The sequence below is a fragment of the Burkholderia stabilis genome (assembly GCF_001742165.1).
GTDB lineage: Bacteria > Pseudomonadota > Gammaproteobacteria > Burkholderiales > Burkholderiaceae > Burkholderia > Burkholderia stabilis.
Genome location: NZ_CP016442.1, coordinates 2,262,930 through 2,278,621, shown reverse-complemented (window position 1 = coordinate 2,278,621; position 15,692 = coordinate 2,262,930). Strand labels below are relative to the sequence as shown.

Genomic DNA, 15,692 nt, shown 5'->3' with positions numbered 1-15,692 from the left:
GGATGTTGTCCGGTACCGCTACTCAGACTTGCTTCTCAAAGTAGAAGCGGACCTGATCGGGCATAGTTTCAATACGCCCGGCAAACGAACTCAATTCAACCTCGAGGTCAGGCATTTTGAACGGTCGGCCCAGCGCCCGCTCGATCGTTTCGCGGCGCAGGATTAACTCCCCGTCGGTGTCGATGCGCAAATAGGCGCGCTTGTCGTCCACGCGAATTTCCTTGCCAGGGTTGTCCTCTCGCGCTGCCTCAACTACTGCCTCAGCGAGCTCCCCAGCACGCATGACCGGACCCACCCTGTTGTTAAGGTGGGCCGATGCAATATCGTTTTTAGTCACAGCTTTCTCCTTGCTTTCGAATTGGCGGACCGAATGCTGCTCACGTATGTGCGAACAGCGGCTTCACACCCTCGGTTTCCACAAATACCGCATCGCCTTCGATCTTGATTGGGTACTCGGCCAGCGCACAGTCCGACGGGTTGATACCTTTTCCAGAGCAGGCATCGAACTGCCAAAGATGCGCCCTGCAGATCACCGTCTTGCCGTCGAATTTGCCTTCAATGAGCGGAATGTCCTGGTGTGGGCAAATACCTTGGAACGCCTTCAGGTCGCCGCCCTGCGGCCAAACCATCAGAATTTCCTGCCCATCGACCTCGAACGACTCCATTTCGCCCTCCCAAAGATCGTCCAGAGAGCACACTTTCTTAAATGTCATGAACTTCCTTTCTATTGATGAAGGGGCCCCAGCACATCAACTGCCGAATGCCTGGTTATTGCTGGGCGGGTTCCCAGATGACCTCAACACACTCGGTCGGCTTGAGGCCCGAATCAGCCACTTTCATCGTTCGGGGCAAACATTCCTTGCTACCTTGCCGGCGCACCCGCAGGATATGCCCGGGACGCGCTTTCACACGCCGTCCAACGGAGTGATGCGCAGCAGCGGTCGCCACTTCGTCCATGGTGTTCTCGGTATCGACCGCCACCAGTTGAAGCACGAAGTCGCCTTCGAAATTGGAGCTCAAGGGAAACAAAGCCATTTTGGAGTCCTCTGTTTGGTTGGTGGTTGAGCCGGTGGTCATACCACCGGCTCTTCAGGCAGCAGTGCTCAACTTGCCTTCTTCATGCGCATCTTCTTGTAAATGTCCACCCATGAGTAGCCGTGGGCGTCATCACCGATTTCGCCGGGTGCCAGACCCATGTAAGCCAATGCGCCCCCCAGATCCATCGGCTGCACCAAGCCAGCCAGGAAACGGTCCACCAAAGTCATATGGCCCGCATAACGCTCCGGCTCCTGCTCAAAGCACCACCGATCCGGCTCCGAGCCGAAGTGATACAGCCTGCCGTTGTATTCGAGCGGATAATCCTGCACGGCCCACCCGTTGCCCGGCGTGTAATTGATCGGCAGGTTGCACATGTTGCACACGATCGGCAACGTCTCCGGGTACGTTTGCGCGATGTTCCCGTCGACCAGATTGTCGATGATCACATCCCAGCACTGGCCCCAGGTGTCGTTCCAGCCAGGGTATTTTTCTTCCAGCCAATCCCGTTCTGCGGGCGTGACGCCGGCTGCCGGGTTCCACCAGACGGTAGGACGCCAATACCAGACGCCCAAATGCATGCCATGATGCTGCTGATCGAGCTGCTGCAGGAACGTGTCCCAATACCAAGGCTTGTCGAGCCCCAGATCGCTCAGTGCGCGTTCAAACTGCGCAACAATCCATTCCTGCATAAACTCCTTGAACGACTGCTTGCGATGCTCGAGCGGGGTGTAGTAGTCCATCACCGGCCCAGTCAGCACCGAAAACAGCCTCCACGCGCGCCAAAAAGCGATGTCAACCTTTTTCTGGGCCTCGGCTTTCTTGCCGTTCTCGATCAGAATCTGGAGCGTTGGACCGCCGATCTGTGCATGGCGCGACTCGTCGGTCTGCACACTCGAGATCAGACTGGCGAATGTGTGATCCCCGGCCTCCGCAGCGTCTGCCGCCAGCCCAAGAAACTGCATGTTGGTGAAGCCGGTTTCAAAGCTGAAGGTCAGCATGATGGCGACGCTGATCGCGTCGCGCGTCATCATGATGTCATCGAAGAAATGACGTGCGGCAATCGCTGCCCATTCGTTGGTATGGAAGGCCTTGGCAGCCCAGTCGAACTGACGGTCTTTCGAGACGTGCTCATGAGGAAAGTAGAGCTGGATCTGACCGTGACGAATTTCGTCCATACTTCCCAGGGTCGCCATATTGCGCATGCCCGGTGCCTTGGAGAAACGCATCATCCTTGCCTCTGCGCTCGCGGCTGCGTACTCGCCGAGAGCGATCGCGCCATAGTGCTGCTTCATCACCGTGAGCCAACCCGGATCTGCTTTTTCATAGATTTGACTGCGCTCGAGCGCGGCCTTCACGGAGTACGCGCCAGCGTCCTTCTCGCGTTGGACTTTGACATACTCCGGGTAAGTCTGCTTGTATGGTTCGTCGTAGGTCTCCCACTTTTCCATGGGAATGCCGTGATCTCCACTGAGCTCGGGCGGAAAAAGCTCGCTCTCCGTGACGTACTTCGGCGACCAGTTAGTCGTCCTGGCAAGGTCGTACCAGTCCATCCGATTTAACAAAGCCATTTTCAGTCTCCATAATTTCTAAGGCCAACTGGCCCTCAACACACCAAACACACAACGTCCTAACGCCCTCGTTTCCTGGCGCTTTGACCCGCGATTCCAAAGTGTTCTTTCGGCATTTCGGTAATGAGCACGCGGATGGACTCCACCGGCGCATCAATCGCGCGATGGATCGCCTCGGTGACCTCGGCGATCAGCCGCTCCTTCTTTTCCGCATCGCGGCCTTCGATGATGTACAGCTGCGCAATCGGCATGGCTATCTCCTTTAAACGAAGCGCAAACCGGTGCTGCCCATCCCCTGCACCCGCAGGGCGATGGCATCCCCCGCTCGCACGGCAATGGCCTCCGTGATCCCCCCTGACAGAATCAAACTGCCCGCCGGAATCTCCTCGCCACGCGCGCCCAGATGATTGGCCAGCATCGCAATCGCCGCGGCCGGGTGGCCCAGCACCGCGGCGCCCGCCCCGAACGCAACCGGCTCACCGTTTTTCTCCAGCACGATGCCGACGGTGCGCAGATCCACCTCAGACACTGGCAGTGCGCGCCCACCCACCACAAAGCGTGCGGCCGACGTGTTGTCCGCTACCACACTTTTGAGATCGAACTTGAAATCGCGGTAGCGCGAGTCAATGACTTCGATGCCCGGCATCACGAAGTCAGTCGCCGCCAGCACCGCTCCAATATGACAGCCCGGGCCTTTCAACGGCGCTTTGGTAACAAAGGCGATTTCCGGCTCGACCTTGGGATGGATCAGCGCCTCGGTCTTGCACGTGCCGCCATCGGGGATCGCGTAATAGTCGGCCATGAAGCCGAAGACAGGGCTCTCAACCCCCATCTGCTTCATTTTGGCGTGCGAGGTCAGCCCCGCTTTGAGCCCAACGATCTTCCCGCCGCGGGCCAGCTTGCGGCGGCGAATCTCGTCCTGGATCGCGTAAGCGTCATCCCAATCCATCTCGGGATGCTCATCGGTGATCTTGAGCGTGTCTTGCGCGTGGAGCTCGCAGTTCTCGAGGTGCTCTGCAAGGCGCGCAATGGTGGTGCGATCCAGTTTCATGCCGCCACCTTCTGCGCCTTTGACGCACGCGCTTTGGCCAGCGTGATGGCCGTGTCTTCAATCATGTCTTCCTGGCCACCGACCATGCCCCGGCGCCCAAGCTCGACCAGGATCTCGCGCGCCGGTACGCCATACTTTTGCTCGGCGCGCTTGGCAAACAGCAGGAACGACCCGTAGACCCCGGCGTAACCCAGGGTGAGCGAGTCGCGGTCGATCCGGATGGGGAAGTCCATGATCGGCACGACCAGGTCTTCGGCCACGTCCTGAATGGCCCACACATCCACTCCGGTCTGAATCCCCATTCGGTCGCATACGGCGACCAGCACCTCCATCGGCGTGTTGCCCGCACCCGCACCGAGACCAGCCGAGGCGGCGTCGATGCGGGTGGCGCCACACTCAACGGCCGCAATGGAGTTGGCGATCCCCATCGCCAGATTGTGGTGGCCGTGAAAGCCCAGTTCCGTCTCCGGCTTGAGCGCCTCACGCACCGCGCCAAGGCGGGCCCTGACATCATCGGGCAGCATGTAGCCAGCCGAATCGGTAATGTAGACACAGTTGGCGCCGTACGACTCCATCAGCTTTGCCTGCCCGACCAGCCCTTCAGGACTGTTCATATGCGCCATCATCAGGAAGCCCACCGTGTCCATCTCAAGCTTGCGCGCCAGGGCAATGTGCTGCTCTGACACGTCAGCCTCGGTGCAGTGCGTAGCCACCCGGATGGTGTGCACGCCAAGCTCCTTGGCCATCTTCAGATGATCGACGGTGCCGATGCCCGGCAACAGTAAAGCCGAGACCTTGGCCTGCTTCATGAGCGGGATCACGGCCCCCAGATATTCTTCATCGCTGTGGGCCGGAAAGCCATAGTTGACCGACGAGCCGCCCAGGCCATCGCCGTGCGTGACTTCAATCAGGGGGATCCCGGCTGCGTCCAGGCCGCAGGCGATGCTTTTCATTTGCTCCAGCGTCATCAAATGGCGCTTCGGATGCATGCCGTCACGCAACGTCATGTCGTGGACGGTGATTTTTTTTCCTTGCAGGTTCATCTCTGTTCTCCTTGACGGCTCAAGCGACAACCGGTTCGAGCGTGAGATTGCCGGCAATCATCTCTTCGGCAAACATCTCGGCGGTCCGGGCCGCGGCAGCGGTCATGATGTCCAGGTTGCCGGCGTACGTGGGCAGATAGTCCCCCAGGCCCGCCACCTCCATGAAGACCGTCACACGCTTGCCGTCAAACACCGGGCCGTTGACCAGCCGGTAACCGGGCACGTACTTCTGGACTTCCCTGATCATCGCGTGAATCGACTCGGTAATCTTCTCGTGATCCGGCTCACTTTCGGTCAGGCAATGAATCGTGTCGCGCATCATCAGCGGAGGCTCCGCCGGGTTGATGATGATGATGGCTTTGCCCTTCCTCGCGCCCCCCACCTTTTCCACCGCGCCGGCCGTGGTCCGCGTGAATTCGTCAATGTTTTTGCGCGTGCCGGGCCCCACCGATCGGCTCGATACGGTCGCGACGATTTCTGCGTATGCCACCGGCTGCACGCGCGAGACCGCAGCGACCATCGGAATGGTGGCCTGCCCGCCACAGGTGACCATGTTTACATTCATCTCGCGTTTGCCCAGGTGCCCTTTCAAATTGACCGGCGGTACGCAGTACGGGCCAATTGCCGCCGGCGTCAGATCGATCATCATCACGCCCAGCGCGTTAAGCTTGCGCGCGTTTTCCGCGTGAACATATGCACTGGTGGCATCAAACGCGATCTGCACACCATCGGCCAGCACATGCGGCAGCAGCCCGTCGACACCTTCCGCCGTGGTTTTGATGCCGAGCTCACGGGCTCGATTCAGCCCTTCCGATTCCGGGTCGATGCCCACCATCCACACCGGCTCCAGCACCGAGCTGCGCTTGAGCTTGGCCAGCAGATCGGTGCCGATATTGCCTGGTCCGATCAGCGCACATTTGATCTTTTTCATGACCTTGTCCTTCCTATAAAAATGACTTTTACGCACGGCATCCGACAACGGCCGGGCGTGGTGCCTGGCCGGGCGCGTTCAGTGAAACCGGACCGAACAACCGCCCAGACCGCCAATACTGACGCGGAAACTGTCGCCCGCCTTGGCCGGGAACATCGCCGCCAGCGCGCCGGACAAGATCACCTCGCCCGCCTTGAGTGCAATGCCCAGACGCCCCAGCGTGTTGGCCAGCCAGGCCACGGCGTTGACCGGTGAGCCCAGTGCCGCCGCGCCGCAGCCCGTGGCGATAATCTCGCCATTACGCTCCATCACCATGCCGCACAGCGTCAGGTCGAGCTTGCGTGGATCGACCGCGTGATCACCCAGCACGAATACGCCACAGGAGGCGTTGTCCGCCACGGTGTCCTGAATCTTGATCTTCCAGTCGCGGATGCGCGAATCGACAATTTCAAAGCACGGCATCACGCATTCGGTCGCCGCCAGCACGTCCACGTTGGTCACCCCCGGCCCCATCAGGTCTTTCTTGAGGATGAACGCGATCTCGCCTTCGGCCTTCGGCTGAATCAGCGTGCCGATCTCGATCGACTGCCCTTCGTTGTAGATCATGCCGTCGAGCATGTAGCCGAAATCCGGCTGATACACGCCAAGCATGTTCATCACGGCCGCTGACGTCACGCCGATCTTCTTGCCGATGATGGTTTCACCAGCCTGCACACGACGCTCGATCATGCGCTGCTGGATGTGATAGGCGTCCTCGATCGTCATATCGGGGTGGCGCTCGGTCAGCGGATCGAGCACGGTTCGCGTGGTCAGTGCCTGATACAGGGCGTCGCCAAGCTCGGTGATTTGAGTTTTGTCCATGATCACAATTTGATGCAAACGTTTTTGAGTTCCGTGTAGAACTCCAGCGAGTGGACTCCGCCCTCGCGCCCGATACCCGACTGCTTGGCCCCGCCGAACGGCGTGCGCAAATCGCGCAGGAACCAGGAGTTCACCCACGCAATGCCGACCTCGATGGCCCCCGCCACGCGGTGCGCACGCGACAGATTGGTGGTCCAGATCGCCGTGGCCAGGCCGTAGTCGTTATCGTTGGCACGGCGGATCACCTCTTCTTCGCTGTCGAATGGCATGACCAGCGCGCAAGGGCCGAAGATCTCCTCGCGGGCAATCACCGAGTCGTCGCCCAAGCCCGTCCAGATGGTGGGCTGTACCCACGCGCCGCCTTTGAGCGCGTCCGGCATATCGGGTACACCGCCGCCCGCCACCACCGTCGCGCCCGCTTCAACCGCCTTCTTGTAATACGACAGCACCTTGTCACGATGCTCTTGCGAAATCAGCGGGCCCATGCCGGTGGCCGGATCTTCCGGGCGGCCGAGCTGCATGCCTTCAGCGCCTTTTTTGAGCGCGGAGACAAAACGATCAAAGATAGGGCGCTCGACATATACCCGCTCCGTACCCAGGCAGACCTGGCCACAGTTGGCGAAGCACGAGCGCAGCGTGCCTTCAATGGCGGCGTCGAAGTCGCAATCGGCAAACACGATGGCAGCGTTCTTGCCGCCCATCTCCAGACTCACGGGGCGCGCACCGTCAGCCGCGGCCTTCATGATGGCCGCACCCGTGCGGGTTTCACCGGTGAAGGTGATGGCGTTGATGCCGCGGTGGGTGGTGAGGAATTCGCCGGTGGAGCTGGGGCCGAAGCCGTGCACGACGTTGTAGACCCCTGGCGGCACGCCCGCCGCGTTCATCACTTCGCCCAGCAATGCAGCGGTCTGCGGCGTCTCTTCGGAGGGCTTGACCACAACGGTGTTGCCACAGGCCAGCGCTGGGCCGACTTTCCAGGTCATCAGCAGCAGCGGCAGGTTCCATGGACAGATCACCCCGACCACCCCGACCGGTCGACGCATGGCGTAGTTGATCGCCCCGACACCATCCGGTGTAGGCATTTCAAAAAACTCAGTGGGCACGTTCTTCACCACATCGGCGAAGATCTTGAAATTGGCCGCCCCACGCGGAATGTCCACATGCCGCGCCAGGCTCATAGGCTTGCCCGTGTCCTCTACCTCAGCGGCAAGGAAGTCGTCAAAACGACGGTTGATGCCGTCGGCCACCGCGTACAGCACTTCCACGCGCTGGGCCAAGCTCATGCGCCCCCATGCTCCCTTGAGCGCGGCCTGCGCCGCAGCCACCGCCGCGTCGACTTCGGCACGGCCGGCTTCGGCCACCTTGGCAATGACCGCGTTGTTCAACGGCGAGCGCTTCTCGAACCAACGCTGACCCGGCACATATTCGCCGTTGATGAAGTTGTGGATTTCTTTAGCACGAGCGACGGACTGGTTTCCAGTGCTCGCGGTCGCTTGGGGATCGGTAATCAGCATGATGTTTCAGTAAACTTCCTTGTTAGGCAAATGTGGTCGCGGCGGCAGTCGACTTTCCGGAAAGATTCAGGTTTGAGTTAGACCTAGCAGGCTCAATCCGGCTTGCGCACAGTGCTCGTCCTGCTCTTCGGTACCGCCAGACACGCCAATACCCCCGATGCGATGGCCACTTTCAACAATCGGCAAACCACCGCCGAAGGCGATGAAGCGGGGCCTTCGCACGATGCCTTGGCGGACCGCTTCGGAATGACTCAGCAAGGCCTCACTCCACCGACTGGTCGGTAAGCCGAAACTGGCTGCCGTGTATGCCTTGTCGATGGCGATCTCGATGGAGTGCAACGGCGCTCCAGGCATGCGCAGAAACGCGGCAAGATTCCCCGCCACATCGACCACCGCGATGTTCACGCATACGCCGAGGCGCTGCGCGTGCAGCGCAGCTGCCTCGACGACGCGGTTAGCCGCAGGCCAGTTGATCAGCCGCGCCTCGACGCTATGAAGTGAGTCAGCCTGAGTCATGTGCTATCTCCTGCGTGGCAGTCAGGTGTAAACCTCGGTGAATGACTGGACCAACTCACCGGTGTGATAGAAGATGCCGCTGCCGAGATGCTCTTCCGTCCAGGTCGTCACAGGCCGATCAGGTTGAGCGAGGTAGCCCAGGCCGGCAAAGGTCTCGTTGCGATTCCCACTTGGATCGAAGAAATAGATCGTCTCCCCGCGGGTAATCCCATGGCGCGTCGGCGCCACGTCGATCTTGACCTTGTTCTTGGCCATGACGTCAGCCGATTTCAGTACGTCATGCCACGAGTCGAGGAAGAAGGCAATGTGGTGCAAACCATTGCGAGGCCCACCTACGAAAGCGATGTCGTGCGGCGTGGACGTGCGGAACATCCACGTTGCAGCCTGAATGCTACTATCCGGACCTACCATAACTTGCTCAGCCAGATAAAAGCCCAGGCATTCCTTCATGAACCGGGTATTTTCCGCCACCCGATTCACGCCCGTCTCCGGATTGAGTTCACACATCAATAGGCAGTGATCCAGCCAATGGGCGCCTGCCCCCTTGACGTCATCGGGCCACGGGTCAGGATTGGTCGTTCCGACTCCGGTGCCCACATATTCCTTCGTCGCAAACAGACGCATCTCATGTCCGCTCGGCAGGTTGAACTGCAGCATACGACCGGTCGAAGGAAGGGTACCTTCGGGGAGCATTTGTGTCTTGAAGCCATAGGCTTCGATACGCTTTTGCAGCGCGTCCAGGTCGGCATCGTGCTCAACCTTGTAGGCGACATGGTTGAGCCCTGCTTGATCGGACGGCGTCAGAATAACGGAGTACTTGTCCCATTCGTCCCAGCACTTGAGGTACACGTTTCCATGTTCGTCCTCCATCGTCCTTTTCATTCCCAGGACGTTTTCGTAGTGCTTGATTGCCAACGCCATGTCCATCACTTTCAGACTGGCATGGCCGATTCGCATCACACCCATGGTCTATCTCCTTCGGCTTATTTCGTTGAATCTTGGGCTACCTGAAAGCTCAACCCTTTGAAAAAGGGCTTTTGCATCTTGCCGACCACCTCCAGTTCCACATCATCAGTGGGAGCCGCCCGGCACGCCAGCACCACACCTTGCGCTTCTTCCGCCTCGGAAATGTGCGCACGGCTCATTGCTCCAGTTTTGCGCACGCTGCCTCTGCACACCGCGACCTTACACACCCCGCACCCGCCGCTAAGGCAACCAACTGGTATGCCGCGACGCCCAAGGCGTGCCATGCCGGAAAGCAGAGACTCACCGAGAGCGCAGCTGAAACGCTCGCCGGTCTGCTTGACGGTCACGTTGACCTTCCCGTCCTGAGTAGTCACGATCACACCCTCTTGAAAAGCGGACTGCGTACTTGTTGGGCATCGGCTGCGGAAATGAACTTCTCAAAATAGATGTCGCGTTCGAACAACCGGCCCTGGATCAGGGTCGTGACGCAGGCGTCGATCATCGCCGGCGGCCCGCACAAATAGGCTTTGTGGCCGGAAAAGTTGTTCCCGAAATGAGCCTTGGCGACCTCGTGAACGAAACCCTGCGCCAAGGGATGCGTCGCACCTTCTGCTTTTTCCGATAGTGCCGGCACGTAGCTGAAGTTCGAATACCGCTGGCTGAGCTCGCGGAACTCCTCGTCGTAATACAGTTCTGCCTCATTGCGCTGGCCATAGACCAGAGTGATAGGCCTGCTCCATCCGCTTTGCAACAAGTCGATAATCATCGACCGAGGGCTCGACAGGCCTGAACCACCTGCCATGAAAACCATGGGTTGGTCGGCTGACCTGCGCACGAAAAACCGGCCATAGGGACCCGTCACGTGCAGTATGTTCCCCACCGCCAGTTGTTCATGGATGTAACCCGTGCCCTGTCCTCCCGGAACCCGGCGAATATTGAGCTCGATCTCCCCCGTTGCTGCGACGTCCGCAGGTGAATTGGCAATGGAAAACGCCCGTGTCTGGCGCAACTCGGGAATTTCAAGTTGCACGTACTGACCCGCCTGAAAATGAATCGGTTGATCGAGTCTCAGGAAGACGGCTTTGATCGTCGGTGTGAGTTGCTCGATGCGTGTCACCTCGGCATTGAAATCCTCGACCGGGATGACTTCGGCGTCCGGGTCTTCCTCGATGTCGGCCTCGATGGTCGTGTCATCGAGCAAGGTGGCACAGCAGGCCAACGCCTTGCGCTCCTCGCGCTCGAAGTCCATCAGCGCGAAGGGATTCGCATCGCCGAGATCGACTTCTCCGTCACACACCTGCACCTTGCAGGTTCCACATAGCCCGTGACCACACGCGTGCGGAATGTAAATGCCTTGGCGCAAGGCCGCGTCGAGTATAGTTTGCCCTTCCTCCACCTCAATGGTGGCACCCAGGGGCTGAATGTTGAGTTGATAGGTCATTGTTCAAATCGCCAGAGGCCAATCACACCGCGGCCTGTAACTTCGGCTGCGGTGTGATTGCGCTGCCATGACGCAATCTCAATTGCAGGAACCGCTCAGACCGTTCAAGCCAGGCGTGCGAAAGCGGATCACGTCTTTGTGCGTCAGACCGTTTTCAGCCAGCGACTTCGCCGGGTCGGGATGCCACGGCTGGCCGGACTTAAACCACTGCACCTGGCTCCAGTCGATTTTTGAGAAATCGGGGTGATAGCCATAAGTGCCGGGCAACACCTGGGTGCACAGCGCACCGAACAACGTGTCCGACGGCAGGGGCAAGGCAACAGGTGCCGCAAACAACAGATGGTCTTCCCAGCCGATAAACAGCAACGGCGCCGGAAAGTTTTCGCGCGCGTCTCGTGCCGGGAACTTGTAGGGTTTGAGGGCAACAACGCTCATTTGGCTTCTCCTTGCAAGACCTCTCCACGCCAGGCAGCAAAGTTCTTTTGGTCTTCCGACCCCTCGAAATCGAAGTTGTCCCGGCCTACATTCAGGTTGTAGTAGTCGAGCAAGGCCATCAAGGGATCGAAACCTTCCTTGGTCGGATCGGCATCCGGCTTGAAACAGTTTCCTTGATACACTTGCTGCGGCGGAAGCCATGACTGCACGAACTTCTCGGGTTCGTTGTCAAAAATCTCCTTGCAGTGGTCGCTGCAGAAGTGATACTTGTCGCCGAGGTAGTCCGACTCGCGATAGCAGATCTTGGTTGCGTCGCCAGGCTCGGTGAATATCATCGGAATCTGGCAGGTAGTGCAGAGCATCGGCAGCGTCTTGTTGTAGAAACGGTTGCCCTTGGCGGCCTGCTCGCGCCAGTAGTCCCAACGCGGACGGTAATACTTGTCGAACGTCTCGGGGTACTTCTCCGACAGCCACCCCATTTCTTCTTCTGTGGGAACCCAGGTGTGGATGGGGGCCGCGGCGTTATAGTTATAGAACACGGCGAAGGTCTGATGGCTGATGTGGTCCTTGCCTTCGCAAGCCTGGTCCCAGCCCTTGGGCTTGCGGATGCCGTAACGCGCCAGATCCTTGAACAGCGCGCCGCCGTTCTGCTCGACGTACATCTCCCAGCTCTCGCGCCAGCTCATCACCCGGTTGGGCAGCATGTAGTCCTGCATCATGGCCACGATGCTCAACAGCCGATAGCCGCGCCAGAACCACTTGTCGATCCAGCGCTGCACGATGGGCACGTTGTCCGGATCCTGTTCCAGCATGAACTTGATGCATTCGATGCCGAGTGTCATGTGGCGCGATTCGTCACTTTGCGCCGAAAAACCGAAGGTGACCGTCGACATGTCCCCGTTGTAAGCAGCACCCGACATGAAGGGGACAAACAGCAGGTTGGTCAACACATATTCGAACGAAAAGCTCACCGCGGTAAGAAACTCGAACGGTCCACCGGTGGCCGCGTCTTCAAAAAATGACTTGGGCACCGACAAATACCAGACCCGGTCGTACCAATGGATGGAGTTGTGCAGGCCGTTAAAATACTTGTTGTAGTGCGAGAGAGCATGCATTTCGGTCTGGAAGTGACGCAGCTCGTCGATGGACTGCATCTGGCAAGCAACACGCGCCCCTTCACCCGTAAAATGCCGACCAACGTGGGCAAAACCTCGGTGTGCCATATACTCCAGCGGTGTCACACCCTGGATAAACACCTTGAGTGCGTTGACATAGCGCGCGTCGGAAATGCTCAACTGCCCGTTGTTCTGCGCGAAAGCGTCGATGACGGCGTAAAGCTTTTTTTCCTTCTCGCCCTGATATTTCCAGTAGGCGTCCATGGTCAGGCGGAAGGGGTCTTCCCATTTATCCCAATCGTGGATCTTTATGCTTTCGTACTTGTCGTACGGAAACACTTTTTCCATCGGCTGGTAGCTGGTCTGCCAGCCAAGACCGCGGGTCATCGCTGCGTAGCGATCCTTTAAACCGAGTTTCTTCTTCTGCACAGAAGTGTCCATTTCAATTTCCTCTTTGCCGTGTTCAGTGTTTCCAGCTCAGCGTGAACTGTTCGTCATCCTCGTCGATATATCCGGACAAGGTGATTAGGTTGATGTGGATTTGCTGGAGATCGAACTTCATGCCGATCCTGTCTTCGATGCTTCGACGGTTTATTGTGAGATGCCCGGGCGCATCGATCTTCACCATGCCAGGCGACTCTGTGGCGACCGCATTAGGGTTATCAGCGAGAATCGCCTCCACCACCGATCGAGACTCCTCGTTAGCCTGAAACGCGATAAATACGTTAGACATGAACATTCCTCTATGACGGTCAGGAATATAAATTAGCGGTTACAGAACAATCCCGGCCTTCGCAACGCGGGCACGAAGTCGCTGCCTTACTTCTTCCAAGGCGTCGTGGCCGTTTTCCGCCAAAGCCATTTCAGCGACAGGCAACAACGCTGACGCCGCCTGATCTTCCCAGGTACGCAACCAGTGAATGAGCAGCGCTTTGTTATCCTCCGATTCCGTCGCCATGGTCTTCACTACCGCATCGACCCAGCGACTGGATTCGTCATGCCACGCGGGCATGAAAGTGGTTAGCATTGCCACTGCGCTACCACCGTTGAGTGCGATGTAATCGTCGACGAAAGCGCCGTAGATCATGGGATAAAGAAGACCGTCGAGCGCCAGATTTTGGGCGACGAACAGTTCCACCGGGTCTTGCAGCACCAGAGTGTTTTCCACATAACGACGCAACGGTTGCCAATCGGGACTCGTCATCCAGGCTTGCTTGGCTTCGTCAAGAAGATCGGGCCCGGACATTACCAGCGCCAGTCGTGTGAGATACTGCGCTACACCCAGATTGTCCATTGCGTGGAACATAGCCGGCGCAGTGAAGGTCGTGCCATAACCCAAGGCACAGATCTGGGAGTTGTTCATGTTCGCGCCCCAGGCCGCGTGGCGCAAAGGCACGAGAACGGAAAGCGCCTGTTGTCGAACCTCATCGGAAACGAGATCGATCATGCCGCGCGACTCGACAAACTCGAAGTTGGATTCCATCGCGTCTTGCTGCCGCGCTCGGGTCATCGTCCACGACGCGTAGTAGAACTGACGCGGGTCTTTCAGCGCATACCAGTCCTTCATTTGGATCGCGGTGCGCGACGTGTCGAACAGTTCATGCTCGGGATCCCACGTGGGCCGGTAATGAAAATTCGCTGCCGGTTGAGCACCTACAGTGCCTTCCTGATAGCGCGAAGCGGCTTTATCGGCTCCGATGTATTGAGCCACGTGCGTGTAGGTGTGACGCAGTGGTTTGATTTCCCGCGTCTTCAAATCGATGGTCATTAACTGCTCCTGTGGTTGTGAACCGGGATGGGATGCGATCAGACTAGGCGCGCTTCATCAGGCTGCTCGGCGCTGCTCACAAGAAAATCAATGCCGCACAATCTCGCCGAAGGCATCCAATCGCGTCACCTTCTGCGCGAGGCAAAATTCTTCGAACGCAGCAATAGGCAGCATGAGCTCGACACAGAGCTCGGGGGTGCCGACTGAAAATTCGAACTGGACGAATCCCTGTGTGTTGATGGCGGTAACGCTGACAAACCTGAGGTTCGGATCGAACCTGGGTTCCGCCTCAAGGGCTGCTTGCTTGTGCATCGCCTGTGTCTCCGATTCTGTGTTTTGATATCTCAAAGCAAGTCGCGTGCCATCGGCAGAAATGAGCCTTTATTGCTGCCTTGCAGCAATGCATTTACAGGTGAGCTGCTGCGGGATCGTCATCTGTCGCAATTCGGCCCAAGCATCCTGCGTTAAACGGCCAGATGCTTCCTGCGTTTGGGCGCCGCCTTCTGCCAGGCACAAACCGAAGGACGCAGGTCAGCACAACCGTCACACAGAATCGATACAACACAGGGTATCTACGGAGGTGCCAGCGAACGAGGTTGCGGATTTCGGCGATGGTGATCAATCGTTTCGGCGAACGTGATCAGTCTGGAAGGTGGTGTTGCGCGGTCAATGGATTATAGCGACGGTGATCACGATCAGGCGTCAGCGGACTCGGATTTCGTTTTCTTTCTCATCGAATCGCCCTTGACCGGAAGCTTGTGGGCCTGATGCACGAGCCGATCGAGAATCGCATCGGCGAGCGTGGGGTCCTGCAGCCACGCGTGCCAGTGTTCGAGCGGCAACTGGCTGGTGATCACAGTCGAGCGCGTACCGACACGATCATCAAGTACCTCAAGCAGATCATTGCGCGCCGCCTGGTCGAGATCCTGCAAGCCCCAATCGTCGAGGATCAGCACATCAATCTTCGCGAGTTGCGCAAGCCGACGTGTGAAGCTGCCGTCGCCGTGCGCGATTTTCAGCTCTTCGAACAGCCGCGCGACGCGCACATAGAACACGGAGAAGCCCTGCCGGCACGCCTGCTGGCCGAACGCGCAAGCGAGCCACGTCTTGCCCGCGCCGGTGGGGCCGGTCAGGATCAGGTTCTGAGCATTGCGCACCCAGTCGCAGCCGGCGAGCGTGGCGACGATGCGCTGGTCCAGCCCACGGGTTTGCCGGTATTCAATGTCTTCGACGCAGGCCTGTGGGTTCTTGAGCTTCGCGGCGCGCAGCAAACGTTCGAGTCGTCGCGTATCACGCCAGGCCAGCTCGCGATCTACGAGCATGCCCACGCGTTCCTCGAATGACAGGCTGGTGCTTGCCGTGAGCGTTGACTGCTCCTCGAACGCGCGAGCCATGCCGTCCAGTTTGAGCGCCTTTAGCTGGGTAAGGGTGTGCTGCATCAACAT

At 58.7% G+C, this 15,692-nt stretch carries 20 protein-coding genes; all 20 read right to left on the bottom strand.

Annotated elements, in window-relative coordinates; genetic code table 11:
* Positions 1-22 precede the first annotated feature (22 nt).
* The 20 genes from BBJ41_RS10550 to istB all read right to left on the bottom strand — a co-directional run bounded on the left by BBJ41_RS10550 (position 23) and on the right by istB (position 15,692).
* Complete coding sequence (locus tag BBJ41_RS10550; protein ID WP_035480072.1) at positions 23-337, bottom strand: MmoB/DmpM family protein; 315 nt, start codon at positions 335-337, stop codon at positions 23-25.
* 40 nt (positions 338-377) lie between these two features.
* The gene (locus BBJ41_RS10545; RefSeq protein ID WP_011516080.1) at positions 378-713 is read right to left on the bottom strand and encodes a Rieske 2Fe-2S domain-containing protein; all 336 of its coding nucleotides are present in this window, start codon (positions 711-713) and stop codon (positions 378-380) included.
* 55 nt (positions 714-768) lie between these two features.
* Positions 769-1,035, bottom strand: a complete 267-nt coding sequence (locus BBJ41_RS10540; RefSeq protein WP_021159329.1) for a toluene-4-monooxygenase system B family protein — start codon at positions 1,033-1,035, stop codon at positions 769-771.
* 68 nt (positions 1,036-1,103) lie between these two features.
* The gene (locus BBJ41_RS10535; RefSeq protein WP_069746427.1) at positions 1,104-2,606 is read right to left on the bottom strand and encodes an aromatic/alkene/methane monooxygenase hydroxylase/oxygenase subunit alpha; all 1,503 of its coding nucleotides are present in this window, start codon (positions 2,604-2,606) and stop codon (positions 1,104-1,106) included.
* Positions 2,607-2,665: 59 nt separating this feature from the next.
* Entirely contained in the window at positions 2,666-2,857 is a 192-nt protein-coding gene (locus BBJ41_RS10530; RefSeq protein WP_011516083.1) for a 2-hydroxymuconate tautomerase, read from the bottom strand.
* A gap of 11 nt (positions 2,858-2,868) precedes the next feature.
* On the bottom strand, positions 2,869-3,657 hold the full coding sequence (dmpH, locus tag BBJ41_RS10525; protein ID WP_021159331.1) for a 2-oxo-3-hexenedioate decarboxylase: 789 nt from the start codon (positions 3,655-3,657) through the stop codon (positions 2,869-2,871).
* A complete protein-coding gene (gene dmpG / locus BBJ41_RS10520) occupies positions 3,654-4,700 on the bottom strand; it encodes a 4-hydroxy-2-oxovalerate aldolase (protein WP_021159332.1) in 1,047 nt (348 codons plus the stop codon). Before dmpG ends, dmpH begins: the two co-directional genes overlap by 4 nt.
* A 19-nt stretch (positions 4,701-4,719) precedes the next feature.
* Entirely contained in the window at positions 4,720-5,631 is a 912-nt protein-coding gene (locus BBJ41_RS10515; RefSeq protein WP_035486339.1) for an acetaldehyde dehydrogenase (acetylating), read from the bottom strand.
* Between the two features lie 78 nt (positions 5,632-5,709).
* Positions 5,710-6,492: a 2-oxopent-4-enoate hydratase gene (gene dmpE / locus BBJ41_RS10510; RefSeq protein ID WP_042974940.1), complete on the bottom strand. Its 783-nt coding sequence runs from the start codon at positions 6,490-6,492 to the stop codon at positions 5,710-5,712.
* 2 nt (positions 6,493-6,494) lie between these two features.
* Positions 6,495-8,006 carry a 2-hydroxymuconic semialdehyde dehydrogenase gene (locus BBJ41_RS10505; protein ID WP_021159335.1) on the bottom strand — a complete coding sequence of 504 codons (1,512 nt, stop codon included), beginning with the start codon at positions 8,004-8,006 and terminating at the stop codon, positions 6,495-6,497.
* 66 nt (positions 8,007-8,072) lie between these two features.
* Positions 8,073-8,522 (bottom strand): GlcG/HbpS family heme-binding protein, encoded by a 450-nt coding sequence (locus BBJ41_RS10500; protein ID WP_011516089.1) that lies wholly within the window; start codon positions 8,520-8,522, stop codon positions 8,073-8,075.
* A gap of 21 nt (positions 8,523-8,543) precedes the next feature.
* Entirely contained in the window at positions 8,544-9,488 is a 945-nt protein-coding gene (locus BBJ41_RS10495; RefSeq protein ID WP_021159336.1) for a catechol 2,3-dioxygenase, read from the bottom strand.
* 17 nt (positions 9,489-9,505) lie between these two features.
* Positions 9,506-9,862, bottom strand: coding sequence for a 2Fe-2S iron-sulfur cluster-binding protein (locus BBJ41_RS10490; protein WP_035486348.1), 357 nt, complete (start codon positions 9,860-9,862; stop codon positions 9,506-9,508).
* Between the two features lie 2 nt (positions 9,863-9,864).
* Entirely contained in the window at positions 9,865-10,929 is a 1,065-nt protein-coding gene (locus BBJ41_RS10485) for an NADH:ubiquinone reductase (Na(+)-transporting) subunit F (protein WP_069746426.1), read from the bottom strand.
* Positions 10,930-11,007: 78 nt separating this feature from the next.
* The gene (locus BBJ41_RS10480) at positions 11,008-11,364 is read right to left on the bottom strand and encodes a phenol hydroxylase subunit P4 (RefSeq protein WP_011516093.1); all 357 of its coding nucleotides are present in this window, start codon (positions 11,362-11,364) and stop codon (positions 11,008-11,010) included.
* Positions 11,361-12,920: an aromatic/alkene/methane monooxygenase hydroxylase/oxygenase subunit alpha gene (locus BBJ41_RS10475; protein ID WP_011516094.1), complete on the bottom strand. Its 1,560-nt coding sequence runs from the start codon at positions 12,918-12,920 to the stop codon at positions 11,361-11,363. The genes BBJ41_RS10480 and BBJ41_RS10475 overlap by 4 nt, the downstream gene beginning before the upstream one ends.
* 22 nt (positions 12,921-12,942) lie before the next feature.
* Positions 12,943-13,212, bottom strand: a complete 270-nt coding sequence (locus tag BBJ41_RS10470) for an MmoB/DmpM family protein (RefSeq protein ID WP_011516095.1) — start codon at positions 13,210-13,212, stop codon at positions 12,943-12,945.
* Between the two features lie 39 nt (positions 13,213-13,251).
* A complete protein-coding gene (locus BBJ41_RS10465) occupies positions 13,252-14,247 on the bottom strand; it encodes an aromatic/alkene monooxygenase hydroxylase subunit beta (RefSeq protein ID WP_011516096.1) in 996 nt (331 codons plus the stop codon).
* An 87-nt stretch (positions 14,248-14,334) separates the two neighbouring features.
* On the bottom strand, positions 14,335-14,559 hold the full coding sequence (locus BBJ41_RS10460; protein WP_011516097.1) for a phenol hydroxylase subunit: 225 nt from the start codon (positions 14,557-14,559) through the stop codon (positions 14,335-14,337).
* 383 nt (positions 14,560-14,942) lie between these two features.
* Positions 14,943-15,692, bottom strand: a complete 750-nt coding sequence (istB, locus tag BBJ41_RS10455; protein WP_006397350.1) for an IS21-like element IS408 family helper ATPase IstB — start codon at positions 15,690-15,692, stop codon at positions 14,943-14,945.

What these genes read in the sequence shown, in the direction of transcription:
- BBJ41_RS10545 (WP_011516080.1), bottom strand. Translation starts at nt 713, where the DNA reads ATGACATTTAAGAAAGTGTGCTCTCTGGACGATCTTTGGGAGGGCGAA.
- BBJ41_RS10540 (WP_021159329.1), bottom strand. Translation starts at nt 1,035, where the DNA reads ATGGCTTTGTTTCCCTTGAGCTCCAATTTCGAAGGCGACTTCGTGCTT.
- BBJ41_RS10535 (WP_069746427.1), bottom strand. Translation starts at nt 2,606, where the DNA reads ATGGCTTTGTTAAATCGGATGGACTGGTACGACCTTGCCAGGACGACT.
- BBJ41_RS10530 (WP_011516083.1), bottom strand. Translation starts at nt 2,857, where the DNA reads ATGCCGATTGCGCAGCTGTACATCATCGAAGGCCGCGATGCGGAAAAG.
- dmpH (WP_021159331.1), bottom strand. Translation starts at nt 3,657, where the DNA reads ATGAAACTGGATCGCACCACCATTGCGCGCCTTGCAGAGCACCTCGAG.
- dmpG (WP_021159332.1), bottom strand. Translation starts at nt 4,700, where the DNA reads ATGAACCTGCAAGGAAAAAAAATCACCGTCCACGACATGACGTTGCGT.
- BBJ41_RS10515 (WP_035486339.1), bottom strand. Translation starts at nt 5,631, where the DNA reads ATGAAAAAGATCAAATGTGCGCTGATCGGACCAGGCAATATCGGCACC.
- dmpE (WP_042974940.1), bottom strand. Translation starts at nt 6,492, where the DNA reads ATGGACAAAACTCAAATCACCGAGCTTGGCGACGCCCTGTATCAGGCA.
- BBJ41_RS10505 (WP_021159335.1), bottom strand. Translation starts at nt 8,006, where the DNA reads ATGCTGATTACCGATCCCCAAGCGACCGCGAGCACTGGAAACCAGTCC.
- BBJ41_RS10500 (WP_011516089.1), bottom strand. Translation starts at nt 8,522, where the DNA reads ATGACTCAGGCTGACTCACTTCATAGCGTCGAGGCGCGGCTGATCAAC.
- BBJ41_RS10495 (WP_021159336.1), bottom strand. Translation starts at nt 9,488, where the DNA reads ATGGGTGTGATGCGAATCGGCCATGCCAGTCTGAAAGTGATGGACATG.
- BBJ41_RS10485 (WP_069746426.1), bottom strand. Translation starts at nt 10,929, where the DNA reads ATGACCTATCAACTCAACATTCAGCCCCTGGGTGCCACCATTGAGGTG.
- BBJ41_RS10480 (WP_011516093.1), bottom strand. Translation starts at nt 11,364, where the DNA reads ATGAGCGTTGTTGCCCTCAAACCCTACAAGTTCCCGGCACGAGACGCG.
- BBJ41_RS10475 (WP_011516094.1), bottom strand. Translation starts at nt 12,920, where the DNA reads ATGGACACTTCTGTGCAGAAGAAGAAACTCGGTTTAAAGGATCGCTAC.
- BBJ41_RS10470 (WP_011516095.1), bottom strand. Translation starts at nt 13,212, where the DNA reads ATGTCTAACGTATTTATCGCGTTTCAGGCTAACGAGGAGTCTCGATCG.
- BBJ41_RS10465 (WP_011516096.1), bottom strand. Translation starts at nt 14,247, where the DNA reads ATGACCATCGATTTGAAGACGCGGGAAATCAAACCACTGCGTCACACC.
- BBJ41_RS10460 (WP_011516097.1), bottom strand. Translation starts at nt 14,559, where the DNA reads ATGCACAAGCAAGCAGCCCTTGAGGCGGAACCCAGGTTCGATCCGAAC.
- istB (WP_006397350.1), bottom strand. Translation starts at nt 15,692, where the DNA reads ATGTTGATGCAGCACACCCTTACCCAGCTAAAGGCGCTCAAACTGGAC.